The 22,394-nt window shown below is 51.0% G+C and carries 26 protein-coding genes; 6 read left to right on the forward strand and 20 right to left on the reverse strand.

The window, feature by feature from the left end:
* Nucleotides 1-50 precede the first annotated feature (50 nt).
* The 20 genes from RQ738_RS05330 to dsrA all read right to left on the reverse strand — a co-directional run bounded on the left by RQ738_RS05330 (nt 51) and on the right by dsrA (nt 18,082).
* Entirely contained in the window at nt 51-1,547 is a 1,497-nt protein-coding gene (locus RQ738_RS05330) for a diguanylate cyclase domain-containing protein (RefSeq protein ID WP_314162658.1), read from the reverse strand.
* Between the two features lie 15 nt (nt 1,548-1,562).
* Complete coding sequence (locus RQ738_RS05335) at nt 1,563-1,928, reverse strand: Hpt domain-containing protein (RefSeq protein WP_314162660.1); 366 nt, start codon at nt 1,926-1,928, stop codon at nt 1,563-1,565.
* Nucleotides 1,929-2,058: 130 nt separating this feature from the next.
* The gene (locus RQ738_RS05340; protein WP_314162661.1) at nt 2,059-2,523 is read right to left on the reverse strand and encodes a rhodanese-like domain-containing protein; all 465 of its coding nucleotides are present in this window, start codon (nt 2,521-2,523) and stop codon (nt 2,059-2,061) included.
* Between the two features lie 20 nt (nt 2,524-2,543).
* A complete protein-coding gene (locus tag RQ738_RS05345; RefSeq protein ID WP_314162662.1) occupies nt 2,544-3,200 on the reverse strand; it encodes a response regulator in 657 nt (218 codons plus the stop codon).
* A 24-nt stretch (nt 3,201-3,224) separates the two neighbouring features.
* Nucleotides 3,225-4,877 carry an ATP-binding protein gene (locus RQ738_RS05350; RefSeq protein WP_314162663.1) on the reverse strand — a complete coding sequence of 551 codons (1,653 nt, stop codon included), beginning with the start codon at nt 4,875-4,877 and terminating at the stop codon, nt 3,225-3,227.
* Nucleotides 4,878-4,982: 105 nt separating this feature from the next.
* Nucleotides 4,983-5,381 (reverse strand): hypothetical protein, encoded by a 399-nt coding sequence (locus RQ738_RS05355; RefSeq protein WP_314162665.1) that lies wholly within the window; start codon nt 5,379-5,381, stop codon nt 4,983-4,985.
* A gap of 2 nt (nt 5,382-5,383) precedes the next feature.
* The gene (locus RQ738_RS05360; RefSeq protein ID WP_314162669.1) at nt 5,384-5,704 is read right to left on the reverse strand and encodes a HesB/IscA family protein; all 321 of its coding nucleotides are present in this window, start codon (nt 5,702-5,704) and stop codon (nt 5,384-5,386) included.
* 24 nt (nt 5,705-5,728) lie between these two features.
* Entirely contained in the window at nt 5,729-7,108 is a 1,380-nt protein-coding gene (locus RQ738_RS05365; RefSeq protein WP_314162670.1) for a cobyrinate a,c-diamide synthase, read from the reverse strand.
* A 45-nt stretch (nt 7,109-7,153) separates the two neighbouring features.
* A complete protein-coding gene (gene nrfD / locus RQ738_RS05370; protein WP_314162671.1) occupies nt 7,154-8,395 on the reverse strand; it encodes an NrfD/PsrC family molybdoenzyme membrane anchor subunit in 1,242 nt (413 codons plus the stop codon).
* A 35-nt stretch (nt 8,396-8,430) separates the two neighbouring features.
* The gene (gene dsrO, locus RQ738_RS05375; protein WP_314162672.1) at nt 8,431-9,207 is read right to left on the reverse strand and encodes a sulfate reduction electron transfer complex DsrMKJOP subunit DsrO; all 777 of its coding nucleotides are present in this window, start codon (nt 9,205-9,207) and stop codon (nt 8,431-8,433) included.
* Entirely contained in the window at nt 9,204-9,686 is a 483-nt protein-coding gene (locus RQ738_RS05380; protein ID WP_314162673.1) for a sulfur reduction protein DsrJ, read from the reverse strand. The genes dsrO and RQ738_RS05380 overlap by 4 nt, the downstream gene beginning before the upstream one ends.
* A gap of 21 nt (nt 9,687-9,707) precedes the next feature.
* Nucleotides 9,708-11,708 (reverse strand): NAD(P)-binding protein, encoded by a 2,001-nt coding sequence (locus tag RQ738_RS05385; protein ID WP_314162674.1) that lies wholly within the window; start codon nt 11,706-11,708, stop codon nt 9,708-9,710.
* 31 nt (nt 11,709-11,739) lie between these two features.
* The gene (gene dsrK / locus RQ738_RS05390) at nt 11,740-13,230 is read right to left on the reverse strand and encodes a sulfate reduction electron transfer complex DsrMKJOP subunit DsrK (protein WP_314162675.1); all 1,491 of its coding nucleotides are present in this window, start codon (nt 13,228-13,230) and stop codon (nt 11,740-11,742) included.
* A gap of 32 nt (nt 13,231-13,262) precedes the next feature.
* On the reverse strand, nt 13,263-13,988 hold the full coding sequence (locus tag RQ738_RS05395) for a respiratory nitrate reductase subunit gamma (RefSeq protein WP_314162677.1): 726 nt from the start codon (nt 13,986-13,988) through the stop codon (nt 13,263-13,265).
* A 68-nt stretch (nt 13,989-14,056) separates the two neighbouring features.
* Nucleotides 14,057-14,392, reverse strand: a complete 336-nt coding sequence (locus RQ738_RS05400) for a TusE/DsrC/DsvC family sulfur relay protein (protein ID WP_314162678.1) — start codon at nt 14,390-14,392, stop codon at nt 14,057-14,059.
* A gap of 46 nt (nt 14,393-14,438) precedes the next feature.
* Nucleotides 14,439-14,744 carry a sulfurtransferase complex subunit TusB gene (gene tusB, locus RQ738_RS05405; protein WP_314162679.1) on the reverse strand — a complete coding sequence of 102 codons (306 nt, stop codon included), beginning with the start codon at nt 14,742-14,744 and terminating at the stop codon, nt 14,439-14,441.
* 13 nt (nt 14,745-14,757) lie between these two features.
* A complete protein-coding gene (tusC, locus tag RQ738_RS05410) occupies nt 14,758-15,171 on the reverse strand; it encodes a sulfurtransferase complex subunit TusC (protein ID WP_314162681.1) in 414 nt (137 codons plus the stop codon).
* Nucleotides 15,172-15,189: 18 nt separating this feature from the next.
* Nucleotides 15,190-15,582, reverse strand: coding sequence for a sulfurtransferase complex subunit TusD (tusD, locus tag RQ738_RS05415; RefSeq protein WP_314162682.1), 393 nt, complete (start codon nt 15,580-15,582; stop codon nt 15,190-15,192).
* An 11-nt stretch (nt 15,583-15,593) separates the two neighbouring features.
* A complete protein-coding gene (gene dsrB, locus RQ738_RS05420) occupies nt 15,594-16,667 on the reverse strand; it encodes a dissimilatory-type sulfite reductase subunit beta (protein ID WP_314162688.1) in 1,074 nt (357 codons plus the stop codon).
* 104 nt (nt 16,668-16,771) lie between these two features.
* Nucleotides 16,772-18,082, reverse strand: coding sequence for a dissimilatory-type sulfite reductase subunit alpha (dsrA, locus tag RQ738_RS05425; RefSeq protein WP_314162690.1), 1,311 nt, complete (start codon nt 18,080-18,082; stop codon nt 16,772-16,774).
* Nucleotides 18,083-18,624: 542 nt separating this feature from the next.
* Here dsrA and RQ738_RS05430 point away from each other — a divergent pair.
* The 6 genes from RQ738_RS05430 (at nt 18,625) to RQ738_RS05455 (ending at nt 22,377) form a co-directional block, all read left to right on the forward strand.
* Nucleotides 18,625-19,521 carry a TauD/TfdA family dioxygenase gene (locus RQ738_RS05430; RefSeq protein WP_314162693.1) on the forward strand — a complete coding sequence of 299 codons (897 nt, stop codon included), beginning with the start codon at nt 18,625-18,627 and terminating at the stop codon, nt 19,519-19,521.
* 23 nt (nt 19,522-19,544) lie between these two features.
* The gene (locus tag RQ738_RS05435; RefSeq protein ID WP_314162694.1) at nt 19,545-19,748 is read left to right on the forward strand and encodes a sulfur relay protein DsrC; all 204 of its coding nucleotides are present in this window, start codon (nt 19,545-19,547) and stop codon (nt 19,746-19,748) included.
* 33 nt (nt 19,749-19,781) lie between these two features.
* On the forward strand, nt 19,782-20,489 hold the full coding sequence (locus RQ738_RS05440; RefSeq protein WP_314162696.1) for a hypothetical protein: 708 nt from the start codon (nt 19,782-19,784) through the stop codon (nt 20,487-20,489).
* A gap of 5 nt (nt 20,490-20,494) precedes the next feature.
* A complete protein-coding gene (gene cas6, locus RQ738_RS05445) occupies nt 20,495-21,178 on the forward strand; it encodes a type I-MYXAN CRISPR-associated protein Cas6/Cmx6 (protein ID WP_314162699.1) in 684 nt (227 codons plus the stop codon).
* Nucleotides 21,179-21,310: 132 nt separating this feature from the next.
* On the forward strand, nt 21,311-21,649 hold the full coding sequence (locus tag RQ738_RS05450; RefSeq protein ID WP_314162700.1) for a TusE/DsrC/DsvC family sulfur relay protein: 339 nt from the start codon (nt 21,311-21,313) through the stop codon (nt 21,647-21,649).
* Between the two features lie 134 nt (nt 21,650-21,783).
* Nucleotides 21,784-22,377 carry a 2OG-Fe(II) oxygenase gene (locus tag RQ738_RS05455; RefSeq protein ID WP_314162702.1) on the forward strand — a complete coding sequence of 198 codons (594 nt, stop codon included), beginning with the start codon at nt 21,784-21,786 and terminating at the stop codon, nt 22,375-22,377.
* Nucleotides 22,378-22,394 lie beyond the last annotated feature (17 nt).

The raw sequence follows: 22,394 nt of genomic DNA on the forward strand, positions 1-22,394 counted from the left end.
GACTGAAATCGCCTTATATCACGCGCTTGGAGCGCTACCTGCCCCGAAAACTACCCATGAATTTTTCTGACGAGGCTAAAATCGAATGGCGGGATAAGGCCTTTCTCCGGATGCTGCCAGCGAACCAGTGCCTCCATACCGCTAACCTTGCCGGTACGGGTATCGATCTGTGGCTGATAGTAAACAACAAACTCATCTCGCTCGAGGCCTTTGCGCATATCCTGTTCTATCTCGAGACGATTATGTGCCTTACGATTCATTTCCTCGCTATAGAAAACCGCCTGGTTACCACCATTGGCACGAGCCCGGTTCAGGGCATTTTCAGCACCCTTGAGAATGGTATCGAAGTCATCGTTATCAAGCGGGTAGAGGCTCAAGCCGATACTGCACTGGATGTGCAGTTCGCTTTCACCGATCCAGACGGGTAGTTCGTTAATCGCCATGATCTCTTGTACAAGATCATTGACCTGATTGAAGTCCTCCAGCCCGGAAGCAAGGATGGCAAAAGTATCATCATGATGATGCGAGATATAGATATCGCCGGTTCTGATAGTCTTGAGTCTTTGCGCATACGCTATCAGGACCTCGTCGACGACATCATGGCCGAGTGTTTCATTAATATGTTTGATTTTATCGATACTCACCAGAGTAGTGGCAATTAATTTTCCCTTTTGCATGGGAAGTTCAATCATCTTTCTGGCACGTTCCTGAAATTTTTTTCGCTTGGGCAAGTCCGTCAAACTATCATAGTGACGTTGATGGTTGATTAATTCCCGGGCACTTTTTAGTTCTGAGATATCCTGTAATGTACCGACGATGCTGACAGGGTTGCCATGTACATCACAGATAATCTCGGTTTGCTGATGAACATACATCTCTACACCATCAGGTCGGATAAGACGATGCTCTATCTGGTATGGCAAATTTCTGGTTAAAAGTTGAGAAAAGGCCTGTTTGAAATGTTCCAGATCATCTGGATGGACGAGCTTCAGGAATTCATCTATTGATTGGTGGTTATATGATTCATCAAGGTTGAGTAGTTCGAGGAGTTCGACAGATGGTCTGATATCATCAGAACCATTATCCATTTCCCAATAACCCAATCGTGCGATACGCTGCGCATGGCTGAGTTTGGCCTGATGCTTTTGCAGGCTTTCATGCATCTCGGTGGCGCGCAGGGCATAACGCACACGTTGTTCGAGCAGGGGCCAGTTAATCGGCTTGGTAATAAAGTCGGTTGCACCGGCATCAAATGCCTTGTCTACCGAGTCGACATCACTGAGACCAGTCAGCATTAAAACAGGCAGGCTCTGGTAGTCAGAAATAGCGCGGAGCCTGCTGCAGGCATCATAACCATTCATGATGGGCATGATGACATCCATCAGTACGAGGTCAGGCTTGTGTGCATTGAACATATCAATGCCGATACTGCCATTGTCGGCATCAAACAGGATGTAACCGTTATTTTTCAGGATTTTGACTAGCGCTTTACGCGTGACGGAATCATCATCAATAACGAGGATTTTTTTCGGTTCTTGTGCCGGCATGGTTGCTATAGGTATTTATTTGCGGAGCATGATGTTGATTGCATCAATGCCTATCGGCAGCTCGGTGTTCAGCAATTGCAGCTGATTCTCTGCTTTCACCATGTCATTATTTCGAGCCTGCACTTCAAGTATGGCGCAGAGCCGGGAAAACCGGGACAGGCCAATAATACCGCTGCTGGATTTTAGCGTGTGCGCCTCGACAAAAACCCTCTCGGTATCATTGGATTGAAGAGAGGCAGCAATGGTTGCGAGTGCGTTGGGGGCGATTCTTGAGAATTCAGAAACGATATCCTGAATTTCGTCACCCATTATCTCTTTGATTTCATTTAGCTTTTCACGGTTCAGGCGGGGCATGTCGTGAGCCTGGTCGATGCCGGTCATAGCGCTGTTCCTTCCTCAATCTACCGTTTACGCTGGTCTATAGATTTATCGGCAGAATAGCTGGTTAATTAAATTTTTTCAGTAAATAAGTGTTAAGTATCTGATATTAATAAAGCCGGAGAGATGGCGGCTACTTCCCAGGGTGCATCTGTTCCGGGCGTAATTTGGGTGTGAAGTATTCTTCGGCGTCATCAATATCAACTTCACCAGCATCATTGACCAGCGGCTGTTCGTAATCATTCCAGCCACGCAGGCCGGTTTTCAACGAACTGACATGGTTATAGCCCAATAATTGCATGACATAGGCCGCGAATACACTGCGGTTGCCGGATCGGCAAATGACGACGACATCCCGGTTGCGCGCCTCAACGAGTTCAGGAACAGTTTCTTCGAAATCATGTTCACAAGCGGTTTCAAGTATGCCGCGTGGAACGTTAAGCGAGTCCTTGATGTGCATGGCTGTAAATTCATAAGGTTCGCGCACATCAACGAGTAAAGGCGGGCTGTCGGATTCGAGTTGCTCCTCAAGATCCCATGGCATGATTTCGCTGACCTTTTCGGCATATTCGCTAACCAGCTCGTTGAATTTCTTCATAGTATTGCCTGTATTGGTTGTTATCTATTCGCTTGCCTGTAACCATGTTCAACTGCAATCACGGCAGCCTCAACACGAGAGTGAACGCCGAGCTTGCGCAAGATGGCCTTGACGTGAAGTTTTACAGTGCCGTCAGAAATGCCGAGATGCCTGGCTATGACCTTGTTACTTTCGCCTCCGGCGATATGCTCAAGGATTTCCTGTTCGCGTGGTGTTAATTCGGAAAGCGGTGTGGCGGGCTCAATTTTTTCCTGTTCCTGCGGCTTACCCTGAATAATGTTGGTTAATGAACCAACCAGTTCCTTGGCAACAACATTCTGGCCAGCGAGGGCATCATTGAGAGCAGGGATCAGCTCATCCGGATTCATATCCTTCAAGAGATAGCCGCGCGCACCGTCTCGCAGGGCCCGCGCAAGATCTTCCTCATCCCTGCTCATGCTTAACATTAGTACCGGAATAGTGTTCTCCAGTTCGCGCAAGCGTGACAGGGTTTCAAGACCGTTCATCCCTGGCATCTTGATGTCAAGCAGGATTATGTCTGGCTGTAGAGAGGTCGCTAATTCAATTCCTTCCTCACCACTACCTGCTGAACCAATCACCTCAATGCCGCGACTCTGCAGGAGTTCTTCAAGCCCTCTTCGAACGAGGGCATGGTCATCTATAAGTAAGACTCGCAATGCTTGTTACCTCAAACTATGTTTCTAAATGTTTCTAAATGTTTCTAAATGTTTCTGATTGGTTTGAGGAATATGCAAAATTATGCGTGTTCCTTCCCCAGCATCACTCTCTATTTCGAGCTCGCCACCCAGGGCATCGGCACGTTCTTGCATAACCGACAGGCCAATATGTTCGCCGGGATTGGCGATTTCCTGATCATCACTGATGCCAAGACCATCATCTTCGATGAGAATCGTGCAACCGCCGTCAGCGGGGCGGTTGAACAGGATGCGTACATTACAGGCATTGCTGTGTTTTTTGATGTTTGCCAAAGCTTCCTGGATGATACGGTAGGCCTGGAATTCTTGTGCCGGTGACATCCCGGCATGATCTTTTATATCGCCGGTATGAAAATAGGTATTGATGCCGGTTTCCTGCTTGAAATTATAGATGAGGTCCTGCACTGCGTAGACGAGACCTCGTTCATCCATGCGCGAGCGGAAGTTAGATAATAATTCACGCAGGCTGGTATGCGCCTCATCAATTGATGTATTCAGGCGACGTACTTCACTCTGTGCAGCACGTACATCCTTCTTGTACAGGGTCTCGCCAAGCATTTTAGTTTGCAGTCGCATTCCAACCAGTGCCTGTGCAAGCGAGTCGTGAAGTTCATTGCCGATCATGTTGCGCTCCTCCATGATGGCCAGGCGCCGGGCATTAACGTCAAGGCGCGACTTTGCAATAGCCAGGCCAAGGTGCTTGCCAATCGAGTTGAGAAGGTCACGGGCATCCCTTCCCAGTTCACTGCTGGGACGCTCCAGAAAGAGATTATAAACCCCAAGTATACGATCCTGATACTGTAGCGGGACAACCACCATTTCACTACAATTCCCCTCGACTACGGCGCAAGAGAGAAACTGGTTACAGGCCTCCACACCTTTCTGGATACCGAGTCCGCCATGTTGGCTTATCCGGCCACACATACAACGATTCATATCGACGAGTAGATCTTCTTCACGGATCGTACTGGTCATACCACGACTGGCGACCAGACGGGTCTGGAGACCTTCAACAAGTCGTACACTGGCAGCACTGGCATCCACCAGCGTCATCAGCGTATCAAGAAACTGTTCCAATAGTTCGTCCAGATTACCGGTTGAACTGAGACTGGTGGTGATGTCATACAGGATTTCAAGCGAGCGCGATTTGTTGGCGATATGCGCGGTCTGCTCACGGACTCGCTGATCCATTTCCTCGGTGAGACTATGCAGCTCATCAGTCAGCCCGTTAACGTCCTGGATAAGACTGGCGAACTCGCCACGGGGTGGCAAGTCGATATGCTTATGCAGATCACCGGCACGAATACGTTGCGACCAGTTACGTAGATCAGCAATGGGTTTAAGCATTTGCTGGCGGATACGGTATACAGTATAGGCGAGCAGGAAGAGCCCACAAACGAGCAACAACAGCTGTGTAATGAAGACCACATCCGCATGGTTTGGCCAGAAAAAGCCGATAAAGGTTGTGGCGGCAAATAGCAACAGGGTAACCAGTAGACCAAGGATGGGCACGAGCAGACGGTTGCGTGACAGGGTGCTGACAACAATATTACCGGACAGTGCACCGAGCGAGTCATCCGGGACATAGTGACTCGTCTGGTTGATTTTATCGCGCTGGAGTATTGATTCAGGGTTCATGACATCGATGTGGTTACAAACTGTGTCTATTTTAGCAGATAAATGGCAAGGAAGGGTGATGTCAGCGACCTGGTATCCATTGAAATATTGTTTAATTACATTGGCTTATGAGTCACGGCGGCGCTTGTAGCGACTAATCGCCTTGACAAGTTCGGGGTAGGGGAATTGTTCGATGCTGTTGAATTCAGCGATGGCATGCGTTACCAGTTCGTGGATGTCGCGGCTCCTGGCTGCGCGGGGCAATGTTTGCAGACCTCGCAGACCACCACTCTTGAGTCTCATCTCCTGGCCATGGGTGAGGAGACCATGCGCGGTATTCAGTTGCAGGGCAAAGCGGGCATTTGCCTTCAACTGGCTAACCAGTGACACACAATCCTGGCGCGCATCAAGATTGGAGCAGATTACATTTTCCTTTTCGCCAACAAATGTCTTGCGCGACTGGGCGCAGTCAAATTCGGTACTTTGTATGGCGCGCTCAAACGGACAGGCATTGGCAACTGCCATGACTATCCGGCTTGTGGCGGTGTCTGGTTTGGATCATTAGGATTAATAAAGATAAAGTGCTTGTCTTCTTCCCCTTCGATATCAACAAAGTCGAGAGTGGCGCCGGTTAGCAGGTCACGCGAGGACTCGCCAATCAATATATCAAGCGGGCCGATGCTGACTACAGCATCGCTGTCGGCCTTGTTATTGTCAAAGCCCATGCCATATTCAATATTGCCTTCTTTATCTTTGGTGGCGGCGATGCGCAGAAACATACCGACCATGTCGCTATCGGCGGCGGATTTCTTGATTTGTTCAATAGCAGCGTCTGTAATCGTTATCATAACATTTCATACCTTAGCTAGTGGTTACGAATTGCGCTTGCCGCGCACAAAATCGATAAAGCGTTTTACCCAGGGGTTATTTTTAACATGACGTTGGTGCGTATAACAGGCTAACATATTTTTATATATGATTCCGTCATGACTGCCATTAATGCCATGTCCACGCATGACTTCATAGGCAAAGCGATAGTCTGAATCAGGCGAAAAATTCTCCAGGCTCGAATAATGGAATTCATGTGCCTGATGCTCCCGGCAGCTATCCTGGGCAGGCCAGATAAAGTCTTCAACTTCCCTGATTCGCACGTAACCACGGCCCTGTGGCTTTGCGTGCATCTGGATATTACCGGGGATCACGCCGACCATGTCATACCGTTCGGTATCCCAGCGAATAGAGCGCGATAGATACATCAGGCCGCCACATTCGGCATAGACAGGTAAGCCGTTCTCGATTGCAGCACGTATGCTTTCAAGCATGCTCTTGTTCGCGGCAAGCCTGTCCATGCAGCTTTCGGGAAAACCGCCGCCGATAAACAGGCCATCGATATTTTTCGGCAGGGAACTGTCATCCATACTGCTGAACTCAACAAGTTCGGCACCGGCATCATGCATGGCCTGCAAATCGCCAGCATAATAAAAGCCAAATGCTGCATCACGTGCGATGGCAATACGCAAATCTGTTGCAGCGGCTGTTATCGTCTGCGCAGCAGGAGTAGTGATTTCGCCAGCCTGCCCGCCGATTTCGAGAAGATGGTCGAGATCGACAGACTCGCTCACATGCCGGGCGATATTGGCGATGTGTTGACCTGCTGCCTGTGCTTCATTGCTGGGCATGAGCCCCAGGTGACGCTCGACGATGGCCATGTCTTCATGCTGGTGTACGGCACCAATTACAGGCACATCGGTATAGTGCTCGATAACCCGGCGGAGCTTGCTTTCATGCCGGGAACCGCCGAGCCGATTGAGAATGACACCACCGATCTGGACATCTGTGTCGAAAGCCTGGTAACCGAGGATTAACGGTGCAACACCGCGTGTCATGCCTCGGGCATCGAGAACCAGTATTACGGGTGCTTCAAGCAGTTTGGCGAGCGCAGCGTTACTGTTACTGCCGTCAAGGTCCAGGCCATCGTATAGACCCTTGTTGCCTTCTATCAGGCTGAAATCGGCTGCATGGGCGAAACGGCTGAAGTTATCCAGGATCTCTTCGTGTTGCATGGTGTAAAAATCGAGATTATGACAATCGCGGCCACTGGCGCTGGCCAGCCACATCGGGTCTATGTAGTCAGGGCCTTTCTTGAAGGGTTGCACCTTGATGCCACGGGCATTCAGGGCGGCGCACAGACCAATACTAATCGTGGTCTTGCCCGATGATTTATGAGCAGCAGAAACAAGAACGTGGGGCATTATGCATACCCCACGTTTTCAGTTATAGCCTTTGCTGTTGGTAACCTAGCCAGCGGTAGCCTCAGCTTCGACCGGGGCTGGCTTGTGGTGTGGGTCAACGAGTGCATCTTCCAGGCTGTTAGGCAGGAAGGGCAGTACTTTGATGGCAAACGTGGTCATGACGAGGGCAAGGGCAACACCACCAAGACCAAGGCCAATTTCCCAAATACTTGGTGCATATTGTGCAACCTGACCATCGAGGAAGCTTGAGCTGGCTTCGTAGCCCGGGAAAATTGGCATCGGGTAAGCCTGGCCACCAATAATGATGACGTACATGGATGCCAGACCGCCGACGATCACCATAGCACTGGCTATGCCAATCCAGTTGCGTGACTTGCCCATGCTCGGGTGATAAACAATCGCCATGGGCAACAGCATGCCGATAATAACCCAGCCGATCCAGAACATCTGGGTATAGATGCCGCCCTCCATGAGGATGAAGCGCTCAATACCGTGGTTTTCGGTGCCATACAGGCTGGTCAGATGGAATACGAATACAAAGTAGAAGATGGCGGCAACAAACACGCCGAGCAGGTTCTTCAGGGTCCGCAGTACACTGTCACCCAGTTCACGCCCGGTCCAGCGGTAGGCGGCCATCAGGGTCAAAATGTAGATAGCGAGACCAAAGCCGAATGACATAATGATGAACATCGGTGCCATGATGGCCGCATCGTAGCCCTGGCGGGCGACAATAAAGCCGAAGATAGAACCGGTGCCGGTCGTCAGAAGCAGGCGCCAGATAAAGGCGAACAGGCCAGCCTGATGCGAATACTTGTTCATGCGCCGTTCCATCATGAACCAGACATAAACCAGTACGGCAAGGAAGAAGCCCGGGTAAAGCAGGATATTCCAGGCAAATACTGACTTCGGATTAAGGTAGGTGGCGGCAATGACCAGGCGGTCAGGTCGGCCGAGGTCGAGCATTAATACCATCAGACCGCCGGCCAGAAAGGCAAAGGCGAGCAGGGCGGATAAACGTCCCAAGGGCTTGTACATCTTCCGGCCAAAAACACTGCCGATAGAGGCAACATTCAGTATCCCAGAGGCGGCGATAATCATGAATACGGCGAAGACGTGGGGCATACCCCAGATGACATGATTATTCATGCCGGTTACGTGGTGGCCGTTATGTTCCATCACCCATGTTGCGCCCAGGCCGAGCAGCAGGACAAAACTCAAAAAACCTAGCAAGCCCCAATAAGCGAGACTGCGACCTTCGACTGTACTGTAATGAATAGCTGGCTTCATTTTTTATAATTCCAATTCCGCTGAATCAGTATCTATTAAATACCACGATAACGAACGCCGGTGTTCAGGTTCAGATCGGCGCGTATTTGTGTAGACGCTTGCTGCTTCAGTTCTTTTGAGAGATTGCTCTCAGGATCGTTCAGATCACCGAAGATAATGGCATTGTGGCCTGCCTTCGAACAAGCTTCAGCACAGGCAGTATTGCCATCGCCACGGTCGATCTTATGAACACACATGGTGCAGGATTCAACCGTACCTTTACCACGCGGCACGTCCGGATTCTGATTGGTGAGTTCTTCATGAATGAATGAGCGTGCCTTGTAGGGGCAGGCCATCATGCAATAGCGACATCCGATACAGATGTGTTTATCGACAAGTACAATGCCATCGGCACGCTTGAAGGAAGCGCCTGTTGGACAGACATCTACGCAAGGTGGTTCTTCACAATGCTGACACATCATCGGCAACTGGTGTTCGCTACCCGTGAGGTTATTCTTCAGGGTAACAGTGCGAATCCACTGTGCCTTTTGCGAAGCACCAGACTGCTGCTCATCGCTGCTGCCGCTACCCCAGGCATTCTCTGTCTCGCAGGCTGTGACACAGTCATTGCAGCCATCTGCGCACTTGTTGCTGTCTACCAGCATACCCCATCGGACCTTATTGCTGACGGACTCATCAGCCGGACGTGCAGATGCCTGACCAACCTGGAACAGGGTGACACCGGATGCAATTGCAATGGCGCCACCGGTTGCGGCCGCAGATTTACCGATAAATTCACGGCGACCTGTAATTACTTTTGGCTGCTTGTTCATTGTTCACCACCTTGACGAGCGATCGAGTCGAGCAGTGTTTTGCTTGGAGGTGCTTCGTGCTGTTCACGGTAGGCATTCATGCGATCAGTTACGATCGGGTGGAAGGCCGTTTCGCGAGGTTTGGTGGCATGACACTCAAAACAATCCAGTTTGACGCTGGTATAGGTATGACAAGACTGGCAGAACTCACCGGGGGCATTGACCGGAATGTAATCTCCTTGTTCATCCTTGTTGGCATGACAATTAATACATTCCTTGAGACTGTATTTCTCGGTGCGAATGCCCTTGTGCATAGTTTCATCTCGCTTGTGCAAGAGAAACTCCATGTGATCCCGACGCATCACCTCAGCAGGTTCGACACATTGGTCGCCCTTGCTGCGATTGATCTTCAGTTCCGGACCGATATCAGCCGCACTGAGCGGCCCACTCAAAATGAGCGAGGCCGCCAGTACGATAAGTAGATTGCGAATCTGCTTCACGATAATCCCTAATTTGGTCAATTAGTGTTCGCCAAGGCCCATCTTGATGTAGCCGGTAGGGCAAACATCAGCACAGATGTGGCAACCAATACAACGAGTGTAGTCTGTGTAGACATAACGACCCATGGTGGACTCGTCCTTCGGTGTACGCAGAACGGCATCCTGTGGGCAATAAATGACACAGTTGTCACACTCGAAGCACATGCCACAACTCATGCAGCGTTTGGCTTCTGTAACCACGTCTTCTTCCGGCAGACCATCCATGCGCTCCTGGAAATGACCCAGTACTTCTTCTGCAGTGGGGACATGTTCGGAACGTTTCTTCCTGTCTTCCTTGGCAAAGTGACCGAGGAACAGTTCTTCATGAGCAATGATTTCATTCGCGGCACGGTCTTCGTAGTTATGAACCGCAAAACCACCGACCGATTTACCTTCACCATCGGTGCCGCGCAAACCGGCATCAATTGCACGTTCGTCTTCTATCGCCTTGAATACACCCGGTGTATTGCCGACTTCTTTCAGTTTATCCATCAGGTTGAATTTATGCACATCGACCTTTGGACGATTCTTCAGGGCTTCATTCTTGAAGAAGTGGTCAATGGTCTCGGCAGTGATCGAACCCTGGCCGATAACGGTAGTAAGCAGATGTGGACGAACAATATCACCACAGGCGAAGAAGCCTGGCTTGTTCGGGATCTGAAAGTGCTTGTCGGCGTCGATAAGACCACGCTCGTTAGCGATGTCATCCATGCCTTCGAAAGTACCACTCTGGCCAATCGCGGAAACGATGAGATCAGCTTCCAGGTCAAACTCGGAACCCTCAATGACTTCCGGTTTGCCGCTTGAGTAATCAAGCTTGGCAACGCGCAGGGCAGTAGCCCGGCCGCTTTCATCGCGGACGACGCTGACCGGTGTCAGGGAGCCCTGAATTTGAATCCCTTCGCGGGTTGCATCTTCAATTTCATGCTGCGCAGCATTCATGTTTTCAACCGGCTGGCGTGAAATCAGGGTAACATTGGCACCCTCCATATTGGCGATGTCGACCACGTCGTGGGCTGTGTGACCGAGAACCACGTTTTCAGGACGGTCTTTTTCGCTGGCATCCTTGATGTGACCAAGACGACGGGCCACCGAGGCAACGTCGATAGAGGTATCACCACCACCGACTACCACAACGCGACCGGAAACGGCCTTCAGACGGCCATCGTTAAAGGCCTCGAGGAAAGCAACACCACTGATGCAGTTTTCTGATTCGTCGAAGCCGTCGATGGGCAGACCGCGACCGGATTGTGCGCCAAGTGCAAACAGCACAGCATCAAAATCTTTTTCCAGTTGTTCCATTGAGATGTCAGTGCCGACCTTGGTGTTGGTCTTGACTTCTACACCCATGTTGATGATGCGGTTGATTTCACCATCCAGCACATCACGTGGCATACGGTAGCCAGGGATGCCATAACGCATCATGCCGCCAAGTTCAGTATGGTTGTCAAAAATGGTAGCAGCGTGACCCATGCGGCGCAGCTGGTAGGCTGCTGACAGGCCAGCAGGACCGCCACCAATGATGGCGACCTTTTTGCCGGAGTCAGTGTTGCTGGCCTCGAAGGTGTAACCGGATTCCAGCGCATTGTCGCCGATAAATTGTTCAACAGCATTGATGCCGACATAGTCATCGACTTCATTACGGTTACAGCCATCCTGACAAGGCGCGGGACAAACGCGACCCATGGTTGACGGGAACGGGTTAGCGTCGGTGGAACGACGGAAGGCATATTCCTTCCAGTCCATCTCGCCGGTCGGCTTTTCTATACCACGAACAATGTTCAGCCAGCCACGGATGTCTTCACCTGAAGGGCAACTGCCCTGGCAGGGTGGAGTCTTGTGGACGTAAGTCGGGCACTTGTGAGTCTCGTCACCGACGAAAATCTGATCGCCCCATGATGCCCAATCTTTCTCGCCATCTTCAAAACGGCGATGTGTAAAACCTTCGAGGTTGCTTGCTATGTCTTTCTTGGATGTTGCCATCTCTGTTCTCCTGATAAGGAATCCAGTTAAATTATTCTTTGGTGCCCAGCTGGATAGCATTGCTAACCAGACCGTGAACACTACCGATCATATCCATTGGGAAGTTGTAATAGGGCAATGTCTTCGTGAACTGACTCTTACAGATCGCACAGATCGCAGCAAGATAGTTCACATCATGCTCTTTCACAAGCTCATCCAGAGCTTGCATACGAGGCATTGCCCCTTTAACACGAAGTTCCATGAGGTCATCGGTCAGCAGGCCGCCGCCGCCACCACAACAGAACGTGTTTTCGTGAATCGTTTCAGGCGCCATATCATAGAAATGATTGACAGACGCCTTGATAACCTCGCGTGGCAGAATGAACTGACCACCTGGCATGTTACCCATGCGTGTTGCACGTGCCACGTTACAGGAATCGTGGAAGGTAACGCGGTGATCGTCATTGGCTGACGGATCGAGGTTCAGTGCGCCGCGCTGTATGAGGTCATGTGTGACCTCAATAATGTGCTGCGGCACAGGGTAATTCGGGTCGAGGAAGTCAAACGGACCAGCCAGCGTGTTCCAGAAGGCATAAGCAACGCGCCAGGCGTGACCACATTCACCGACAACAATACGCTTTACACCCAGATCCAGTGCTGCCTCACGGATACGCAGTGCAACACGTTTCATATTGTCGTAACTACCGATAAACATACCGAAGTTAGCGGCTTCAGAGGCATGCGAACTCAGAGTCCAGTTAATGCCGGCCTGATGGAAGACCTTGCCGTACCCGATGAGGCCATCAATGTGAGGCTCAGCAAAGAAGTCGGCAGAAGGAGTGACAACGAGGATGTCTGCACCTTCAACATCTACCGGGTACTTTACGGCAACGCCGGTGTCCTCTTCGACTTCTTCTTCCAGGTCTTCAAGGGTGTCAACCAGTGCTGGCTTGGGCAGACCGAGGTTGTTACCGATCTTGTAAACCTTGGCGATAATCTCGTTACAGTACTTTTGTCCAACACCAACGGTGTCGAGGATCTCACGGGCAGCCATGGAGATTTCGGCTGTATCGATACCGTAAGGGCAGAAGACCGAGCAACGACGGCATTGTGAACACTGGTGATAGTAGCTGTACCATTCATCAAGTACATCTTTGGTCAAGTCAACAGCGCCGACCAGTTTCGGAAACAGTTTGCCGGGCAGGGTGAAGTAACGACGATAAACCTTGCGCAACAGATCCTGACGTGCCACTGGCATGTTCTTTGGATCGGCGGTACCGAGGAAATAATGGCATTTATCAGTACAGGCGCCACATTTCACACATGAATCAAGGTATACCTTTAGTGAGCGGTACTTGTGTGTCAGGTCTTCGAGCTTGTCGAGCGCAACCTGTTCCCAGTTTTCAACCAGTTCACCGGGAAAGCCAAGTGGTTCCTGATGCTCAGGCTTCGCAATAAATGGCGAGCTCTTGGCCATCGTGCCTTCCTGCACAGCAGGTATGACCGGGATGTCCTTTAGCTCTGGTACGTCGTAATCTGCCACGTTGTTGCTCTCCTAAATCTTGTACTTAACGCTTATTTGTTAGCGTCTTTGGCCCAGTCTGCAACGTGTCGAACTTCACGCGGATTATCGACCTGGTTACGGGTTGGACTGAAGAACAGGCCCGCTGCATGTAACAACTTGCTGAACGGGAACACAATCATCAGCACAGCAACGAGTCCAAGATGAACCATCAAAATGGGGCTTTCCGGCATTGGCTGAATGTTGAATTCCATCAGGCCAATCATAAAATTCTTGACGCCGACAATGTCTGTATGGGAAACAAACTTCATCAGCAGGCCGCTTGCGGCAATACCAATCAGCATAATCAGCATCAGGTGATCAGACGGTGACGAAATATAACGTACGCGATCAACCAGGAAGCGACGTGCCCACAGGCCAAACAGGCCCAGCAGCATAGCGAAACCGGCATAGATACCAAATGGCTGGATAAGATTCACCCAGAACCAGGGGGTATCCGTGAAATAACGGAGGTGGCGCAGCAGCACCAGCAACATACCAAAGTGGAATGCCCAGCCAAATAACCAGGTCCATTTGGTGGCTTTAAACAAGCTCTCGAATAAAACGACCTCGCGTGCCAGCCGATAGGCAACGCCAGCACGGGTAGTCGGTGCGGGTGTCGTCGCAATCTTTAGCGGGGCAGGGGTCTTCGCATACGTATAGATGCGATAGGCCAAGCCAGCAACCAGAGTTACTGTGGCGAAATAAAATAAAATGCTATAGGCCAATGTCACAGACATCGATTAATACCTCATGGCGTAAGTAAGTATGGCCGGGACATATCCCGGCCAAACCGGTATGCAAAGTCTTATACGCAGCCTGTTGGCTTTGGAAGACCAGCGTACTTACAAGCCTGCTTGGCAGGACCGTATGGGAACAGTTCGTACAGGTACTTGCTGTTGCCCTTGTCCTTGCCCAGTTTCTTACCAATAGCCTTGGTCAGAACGCGAACAGCAGGGGCGATCTGGTATTCTTCGTAGTATTCACGCAGGAAGTTAATTACTTCCATGTGATTGTCTGTCAGGTCACAGTTGTCAAGTTCAGCCATATGAGCACCAATCTCTGGAGTCCACTCACTACGGTCAACGAGGTAACCTTCCTCATCTACTTCAATGCTCTTGCCACCAACTTCAATGCTAGCCATCTTCTCTTCTCCTTAAATAGGACAAACTAAAAATTTGTGAACTCAATCAGAGCCACGACTGAACCTGACTATGTTCGGCTGCCAATTTGACAAACGCTGCATAGTCCACAAGTTCGATACCATCAATCACGCGGCCTTTAATACCACGGGCATCAACATCCGCGCCCAGGGCATAAACTTTGACAGTCTTCATAGCATCTTCAACCATGGCTGAAGAGCTGGCACCTGAAATGGCACCGTATACACCATCTTCCAGTAACAGAACCGAGCTGCCTTCTTTCGCTGTGCCGATGGCACGCTCAAGAGAATTCTTGTCAAAGGGTGATTTATTTACTGTGTGCAAAATTGCCATAACCAGTATCCCCCTAGAAATTAAACATGACGTCTGAACTATCGATGAGGTCAGCCATTTCAGTGCGGCTAACGATGCTGATTGATGACTTTTCAGCCCAATCATCATCTTCATCTTCGTAGGTCAAGGCCATCAGGTCATCTTCGGTAAGACCACGCTCATCGAGAGACTCTTTTTCAACATAGATCTTGTTGATGTCATAGTCACCCAGGGCGTTGTAGGTTGGGGCGAAGTTTTTTGTGCCAATACCATTGGTATCCTGACCCTTGAGGATCTGGAAAACGCCGTCATCCATAAACGCGAGTCTTACATCTTGCTCAAAGGCGGCACCGATGAGCACAACTTCAAGTGATTCCAATGCGTAAATCGTGCCGTGTGGGGCCTTACGATTTACATAGAGGAATTGTTTAACTGTACCTTCACTCATTTCACATATCCCTCAATATCAGTCGCCGAACACAACCAGGCGATCTGCCTGAATGCCGGCTTCGATAAGCTGACCAAGACCTGAAATGCGGAATCCTTCCTGGATGTTATCGGCGTCCTTACCGTTACGCTTGGACTCATCTGCGTCGGCGATGCCGCGGCGTTGAGCCGCGGCAACACAGAGGACGAGATCCAGGTCATGTTCTTTAGCCAGTTCTGCCCAACGGTTAACAATGTGGCGGTCATCCTGAGGAGGAGTCGTCAGGCGTGTGCCGTTGTTAACACCGTCATGGTAGAAGAATATACGCATGACTTCATGGCCATTATCAATTGCAGCTTTTGCAAAGTGATAGGCCGAATCAGTCGCTTGATGCGTGTAAGGGCCTTCGTTGATCTGAATCGCAAACTTCATGGATAAATCCCTTAGAAGCGGATATGCGCAGAAGCGTTAAGGCTGTGACGCGCACCCTTCCAGTTATCGACGTGGAACTTGGTGAACGGCAGCTCGGTCAGCTCGAAGAAACGAGGCCAGCCGATACGTTCAACCCAGTCACCGGTACGTTCCCAATCCAGGGCATCCTTACGGTAGGCTTCAAGAATCGTCTTGACGATTGCAGCAGCTTCCGGCCAGCGTGGTGGATTGTTCGGTACGCCAGCAGCAACCAGTTTGTGGAACATTGGCTTGCTACGTGCATTTGAGTGCTTGCCACCAACCCAGATAGCGAGTTTGGTGAATTCAGCATCATTGATCTGCATCGGCGGACATGGTGGGAAGCAAGCACCACAACAGATACATTTCTTCTCATCAACTTCCAGTGATGGCTTGCCGTTAACCATGGCAGGGCGGATAGCCGCAACCGGGCAGCGTGCAACAACAGATGGACGCTCACAGGCATTAGCAACCAGATCATGGTTAATCTTGGGTGGCTTGGTGTGCTGAATGTTAATCGCGATATCACCCTGGCCACCACAGTTAATCTGGCAGCAGGACGTTGTGATGTGTACACGGTTAGGCATTTTTTCAGAAACGAAGTCTTCGTAGAGTTCGTCCATCAGGGCCTTTACAACACCGGAAGCATCGGTGCCCGGGATGTCACAGTGCAACCAGCCCTGGGTGTGAGAGATCATGGTTACTGAAGGACCGGTACCACCAACTGGGTAACCGGCATCTTCGATGGCGGCGATCAGGGGTTCAACCTTTGCTTCGTCAGTAACACAGATTTCCATGTTGGAACGAATTGTAAAGTGGATGTAACCGTCACCAAACTTGTCTGCGATGTCGCAGAGCAGGTTGATTTCGTATGGGCCAAGCTGACGCTGGGTACCCAGACGTACTGACCAGATCTCATCACCGCTCTTGGCAATGTGACGCAGAACACCTGGGCGTGGACGTTCATGGTAAGCCCATGCGCCAAAGTTTTTCTTCATGGACGGGTGCAGATACTGGAACCCGTCAGGACAACCGCTCTCAATTGGAAAACGTGGAGTATCAGACATAAAAGCCTCCAAATTCCTACTAAATTAGTTAAGTATTTTGTTACTCTCTAATGATGGGGCCCGCTTCTAGAAGCGGGCCCCGTCACTGGTTTTTTTGCCAAGTATTAGCCGGCTTTACGCTGGTTCCACTTCTCAGCTTCTTCGTCCCATGTATCCATGCGAACATATGAAGACTGACGAGCGGAGGCGATCATGTTTGGATCAACATCAACACCGATGCCTTCCAGGAAGTTCACCAGGCCGATACGGTCAATCATTTCACCGCAACGCTCGTGCTCAAGACCGTTTTCAGCCCAGAAGTCGATGATTTCTTCAGCCAGCTCGGTGAGGGCTTCGTAATCTTCATCATTTTCCAGCTTCATGAACGGAATCAGAACAGTACCCATAAGGTCACCGATCTTCAGTGTACGCTTACCACCGATAAGGATAGTGACACCTTTGTCGTCACCGACAGACAGGGCCTTGGTCATAACGTTGATGCAATGCATGCAGCGGACGCAGTTACGGTTATCAACGTTCAGGGTGTCGTCATCGTTCAGGGACAGGGCGTTAGTCGGGCAACGTGTTACAACATTGTCGATAACGTATTTGCGGCCTTTGTCGGCAACAAAGTTCTTTACTTCTTCCTGGTTGACCTTCATATCATCGCGCCATGTACCGATAATGGCCATGTCCGCACGCTGAATGGAATTCATGCAGTCATTCGGGCAACCTGAAACCTTGAACTTGAACTTGTAAGGCAGGGCAGGGCGATGCATGTCGTCGATGAAGTTGTTCACCAGCAGGCGGTGAATCTTCATTTCATTGGCACAAGACTGCTCACAACGCGCCGCACCAATACATGACATACCAGTACGTACACAAGGACCGGCACCACCAAGGTCCCAACCGTATGAGTTGATTTCGTCAAAGAAGTGCTGGGTGTTTTCAGTGTCAGTACCGATGAACATGATGTTACCGGTCTGGCCGTGGAAGGCTACCAGGCCTGAACCCCACTTGCTCCATGAGTCAGACAGCTGACGCAGCATATCTGTGGAGTAGTGATTGCCTGCTGGTGGCTGCACACGAATGGTGTGGAATTCTTTTGCCTCAGGGAACATTGGTTTGCCGTCGGCACCCATCAGTTCGGTGAAGCGAGGAATGATACCGCCGCCATAACCGAATACAGAAACGGTGCCGCCTTTCCAGTAACCCAGGCGAGTGTTGTATGAGTGTTCAAGCTGGCCAAGGAGATCGACAACCATGTTGCCGAACTTCTCTTCCATAGCAAGACGTTTCAGACCTGTAACAAAGCTCGGCCACGGACCGTTCTCGAGTTCGTCGAGGTTTGGTGTGTTGTGGAAGTCTTTGCTGGACTTCTTGTCCTTAGGCAGGAACGTATGATGACGTTCTGGATTCTTAGGTGTATCAGCCATTTTTGGATTTCCTCCTGTAGTGCTTGCACCTACATGGTGTATAGCCACAGTTTATTTACAAAACAAAACTTACAAGTTGAGATGCCGACTGCTTTTAGCTCTGTTGAGGGTTTGCCGGTAACCCGGCCTCTCACAGAACAAATCAACACCCCTGTGTTCGATGTTGGAACATTCTACCGATGTCACGCCATAACAAAACCTGTCTTTGGGGGTGTATAGAATCTTTTGCCCCCTCCCAAAAGAGATATAGATAAGACGCTGGATTCTATATTGGTGATCACCTCCCGGCAAATAAACCCATGGATCATTTTGCCGTCTGCTGATAAATCAGTTGAATAGTAGCATTATCAGCATTAGATAACGCATCTCTCTTACGGGGGCTTTCCTGCCGGTCCATTTTCCACTAAAGTTCGCTGCCTCTGTCTAATTCCGATGAAATTGCTTGGGTTTGGCAAGGCGGCTTGCGAGAGACCGTTAGATTACTCTATATATAGATGGATGCGCAATTTAGAAATGCGCGAGACTTAAGGTGTTAGACGTTAATGACAAGCAGTGCCGGTAATCCGTTCGATCTGGACGATGACAGCGCCTACCAGCAATGGCGCGAGCACAAGTTGGCTAACTATCCGCATACGGCAGCGGAGTTACTGGTTGATATCAATGACCCGCGGACGCTTAGCGAGGCGGAGTCAGCATTAATCAAAAATCGAGTTAATGCCTGTAACATGCTGATATATAGAAGCAAGCTTGGCAGCCTTGAGGACAAAAACATCCCGCGTAAACTGGGCCAGCAACTGGGTCTGGACGCACTGGATCCAAACATGCTCGCCGATGATGATGGCATTACCTCCCTGACCGTGGTCGAGGGCAAGAACAAACGGGGCTATATCCCATACTCGGACAAGCGCCTGCTCTGGCATACGGATGGCTATTACAATGCCCCCGGGCAACAAATCAGGGCATTTATCCTGCATTGTGTCAGGCCGGCATCGGCCGGCGGTGAAAACGCGTTGCTGGATCCGGAAATGGTCTATTTACGCCTGCGTGATGAGAACCCGGCGCATATCATGGCCCTGATGCACCCCGAGGCAATGACCATCCCGGCGAACATGGAATCGGGTCAAGTGACCCGGCCGGCCCGGACCGGACCGGTTTTTTCTCTTGATCCGATCGCTCATCGCCTCCATATGCGTTATACGGCACGAACTCGCAGTATTGTCTGGCGCGATGACGACATGACAGTCAAGGCCTTGACAGCACTGGGAAAATTACTGGATGAAGCCAATCCAGATGTATTTCATTACCGGCTGCAGGCCGGCGAAGGTGTGCTGAGTAATAATGTATTGCATAGTCGCACTGCTTTTCGGCAGGGACAGACCGAGGCGGAACAACGTTTGTTATACCGGGCCCGTTACTATGCCAGGATTTCTACTAATTAATTGCAACAGGAAGGACATCGACGATGCTCTACTTGAGTGAAGTATTGATGCAGAACCATGACCTGAACCGCTTCGAAGACCTGGTCAAGGTCATTGAGGAAAAGGCTCGCAGCAGCGGTGAGATCCATTTCGATATGGATGTGAAGCCGACTTACCCGGATACGCCGGAGAACTGGGAAGATCGCCTCGAGGGTGCCTTTGCCGGGATTTACTCGGTGACCCGTTAACAAGAATTTACATTAGGATTACGATATAACATTATGAAATATCTAAATACAGAAGAGATACGGGACGCCGAAGAAGCCGCTGATGCTGAACAACCTGTCGCGCTCTGGGAAGCTCGCCTGCAAGAACTGGAAGACAAGATCACCGAACTGCCAGCGGGCTATGGGCCACTGGAGAAGGCGGAACTCCAGCTACAGGTCTCGGCCGTACTGGTCGACCTCGAACGCGGCGAAGAGGCCTTCGATGTCGCGCGCGAGGCCTTTGACACCTTCACGGCACATGAGGGTTGGGACGGTGCCGCACAGGCATGTAACAACATGTTCATGGCCGATCAGCCATTATCACTGGCCGCGCTCGGACAGGGTATCTGGCTCGGGGTGACGTTTCCCGAGGTGGAGCCGGAACTGACAGTGGCTTTGCTGCAACACGTGGTCAACGAGACCCCGGCCGATTCCGATGGCGCAGCGATTGCCGCCGCCGTCGCCCACTACATTGCCGATCTCCGTACCGAGGGCAAGAAGCACGAGGACCTGACCTTTTTCACCAATTCCCTGCTTGCGACGGTCGCCCGTCGCCACAGCAACATCGAAAAGCAGGAGCAGTTCGCGGCCTGGTTCCAGCGTATGGAACTGGACGACCCGGAGAAATTCCTCGTCCGCATGCGCAACGTCATTGACGTCCTGGTTCAGGATGACTGGTGGGTTGATCGTGATGCGATCTGGGCCAGGCTGCCGGTGAACTAATCGATATGTACTGGCAAGAAGACAATGCACCGGAAAAAACCGCCGGCCCGGATGCGGTTGTGGATCTTGTTTACAAGATCCGCTGTCGCTGCCTGCCGGTTGATCATGCGCACGCCCTGTCCGAAGCATTGCTCGAGCATTTACCCTGGTTGAAAGGCACGCCCGGTGCCGGTATGCACCCCATCAGTATTCAGGAGGCGGGCAATGGCTGGATGCGCCCGGAAGGTGAGGATGAACTCATCCACCTTTCACGCCGCACCCGGTTAACGCTGCGCGTACCACAAGCGCATATTGAATCGGCCAACAGGCTCAGCGGCAAGACCCTGCAGGTGGCCGGCTACGAACTGGATGTACTGGATGCCGAAACACGCCCCTTACTGTCTCTGGAAACCCTGTTTTCGCGTTATAACGTGCTCGAAAAGGACATGGACGAAGAGGCCTTTATGCATGCTGTGGTCGAGGAGCTGGCCGAGATAGGGATCAGGCCGCGAAAGATGCTGGCCGGCAAGGGCCGCAAAATGCGTAATGGTGAAGCGAGACTGCAGACCTTGAGCCTCATGATAGCCGACCTGACACATGAAGAATCGCTACAGATCCAGCAACGTGGTATCGGCCACTACCAGCATCTGGGCTGTGGCGTGTTCATTCCGCAAAAAGGCATTGCCGAGGTGCATGAAATTCAGGAATAAAAATACGGCATAATATTGACCCTTTGGATAAGATAAATCGCCTTTATGGGTGGAGAAGTTTGAATTTTCCGGTACAATTCACGCAATTTTTTTCATCATAAGTAAACCTGTAATAATAGAGGACGTAGTAATATGGCATACGAAGTTGGTGGTAAGACCATTGAAACCGATGCAAACGGTTACCTGGTGGACGTAAATGATTGGAACGAGGAAATCGCCCAGATCATCGCAAAGGAAGAAGGTATCGAGCTGACAGACAAGCATTGGGACCTTATTAATTACCTGCGCGACGAATTTATCAACAACGCAGGCAACCAGCCGAACACCCGTAATATCGTCAAGGCGATGTCTGACAAATGGGGCGAAAAGCTCGGTCAGAAGGATGTGTACGCACTGTTCCCGCGTGACCCGAGCAAGCAGGGTGGCCGTATTGGTGGCCTGCCCGAGTCGCGTCGTAAGGGCGGATATTAAGCAAACTTCTGGTTACCAGTTGGGTAGCCGGGTAGTGTCGGAAAAGGCTGTCATATGACAGCCTTTTCTGTCTTAACCAACCTGACTTGCCGGTCGGGGTGAGAAGGGGTGATGAGAGGCTTGCACAGTATTTTATGAGTGATTCAGCTTACACCTTGCGTGAACTCAAACCGCACAGCTTTATCTATGAAGTAGAGAATGCCTTGCCGGCGACGCTCTGCGACGAGATGGTGGCGCGCTTTGAAGCACACCCTGAACAACAGCACGATGGTCGCATCGGTCAGGGCGAAGATCTCGCGCAATCCATCAAACGTTCCACCGATCTGCGTATTAGTGGTCGTGAAGAGTGGGAAGATATCGACAGCGCCCTGTTTCAATCGCTGGGTAAGACCATCAATGCGCTGGCCGCCGATTACCCCTTCTTTGCCGTGAACCGCCTGCGTGACATGGGTTACCAGTTGCAGCGGACCCGCGAAGGTGAGTTTTATCACTGGCATGTCGATGGCGGCCCGGGCGAATTCAGTCAACGACAGCTTGTCGCCATCTGGTATCTGAACGATGTGGCGGGGCCAGGCGGCACGACAGACTTTGCCGTTCAGGATATCAGCGTGCAGCCACAGCGTGGCAAACTGGTGTTGTTTCCGCCGTTCTGGACGCATATCCATCGCAATGCGACGTTGGAAAAGGGCGTGAAGTATATCGCCACCACGTGGGTGAGCTTCGCGTAACCACGCGTAAGCTGTTA

Source organism: Sulfuriflexus sp., assembly GCF_032250955.1.
In the GTDB taxonomy this organism is placed as follows: domain Bacteria; phylum Pseudomonadota; class Gammaproteobacteria; order AKS1; family AKS1; genus Sulfuriflexus.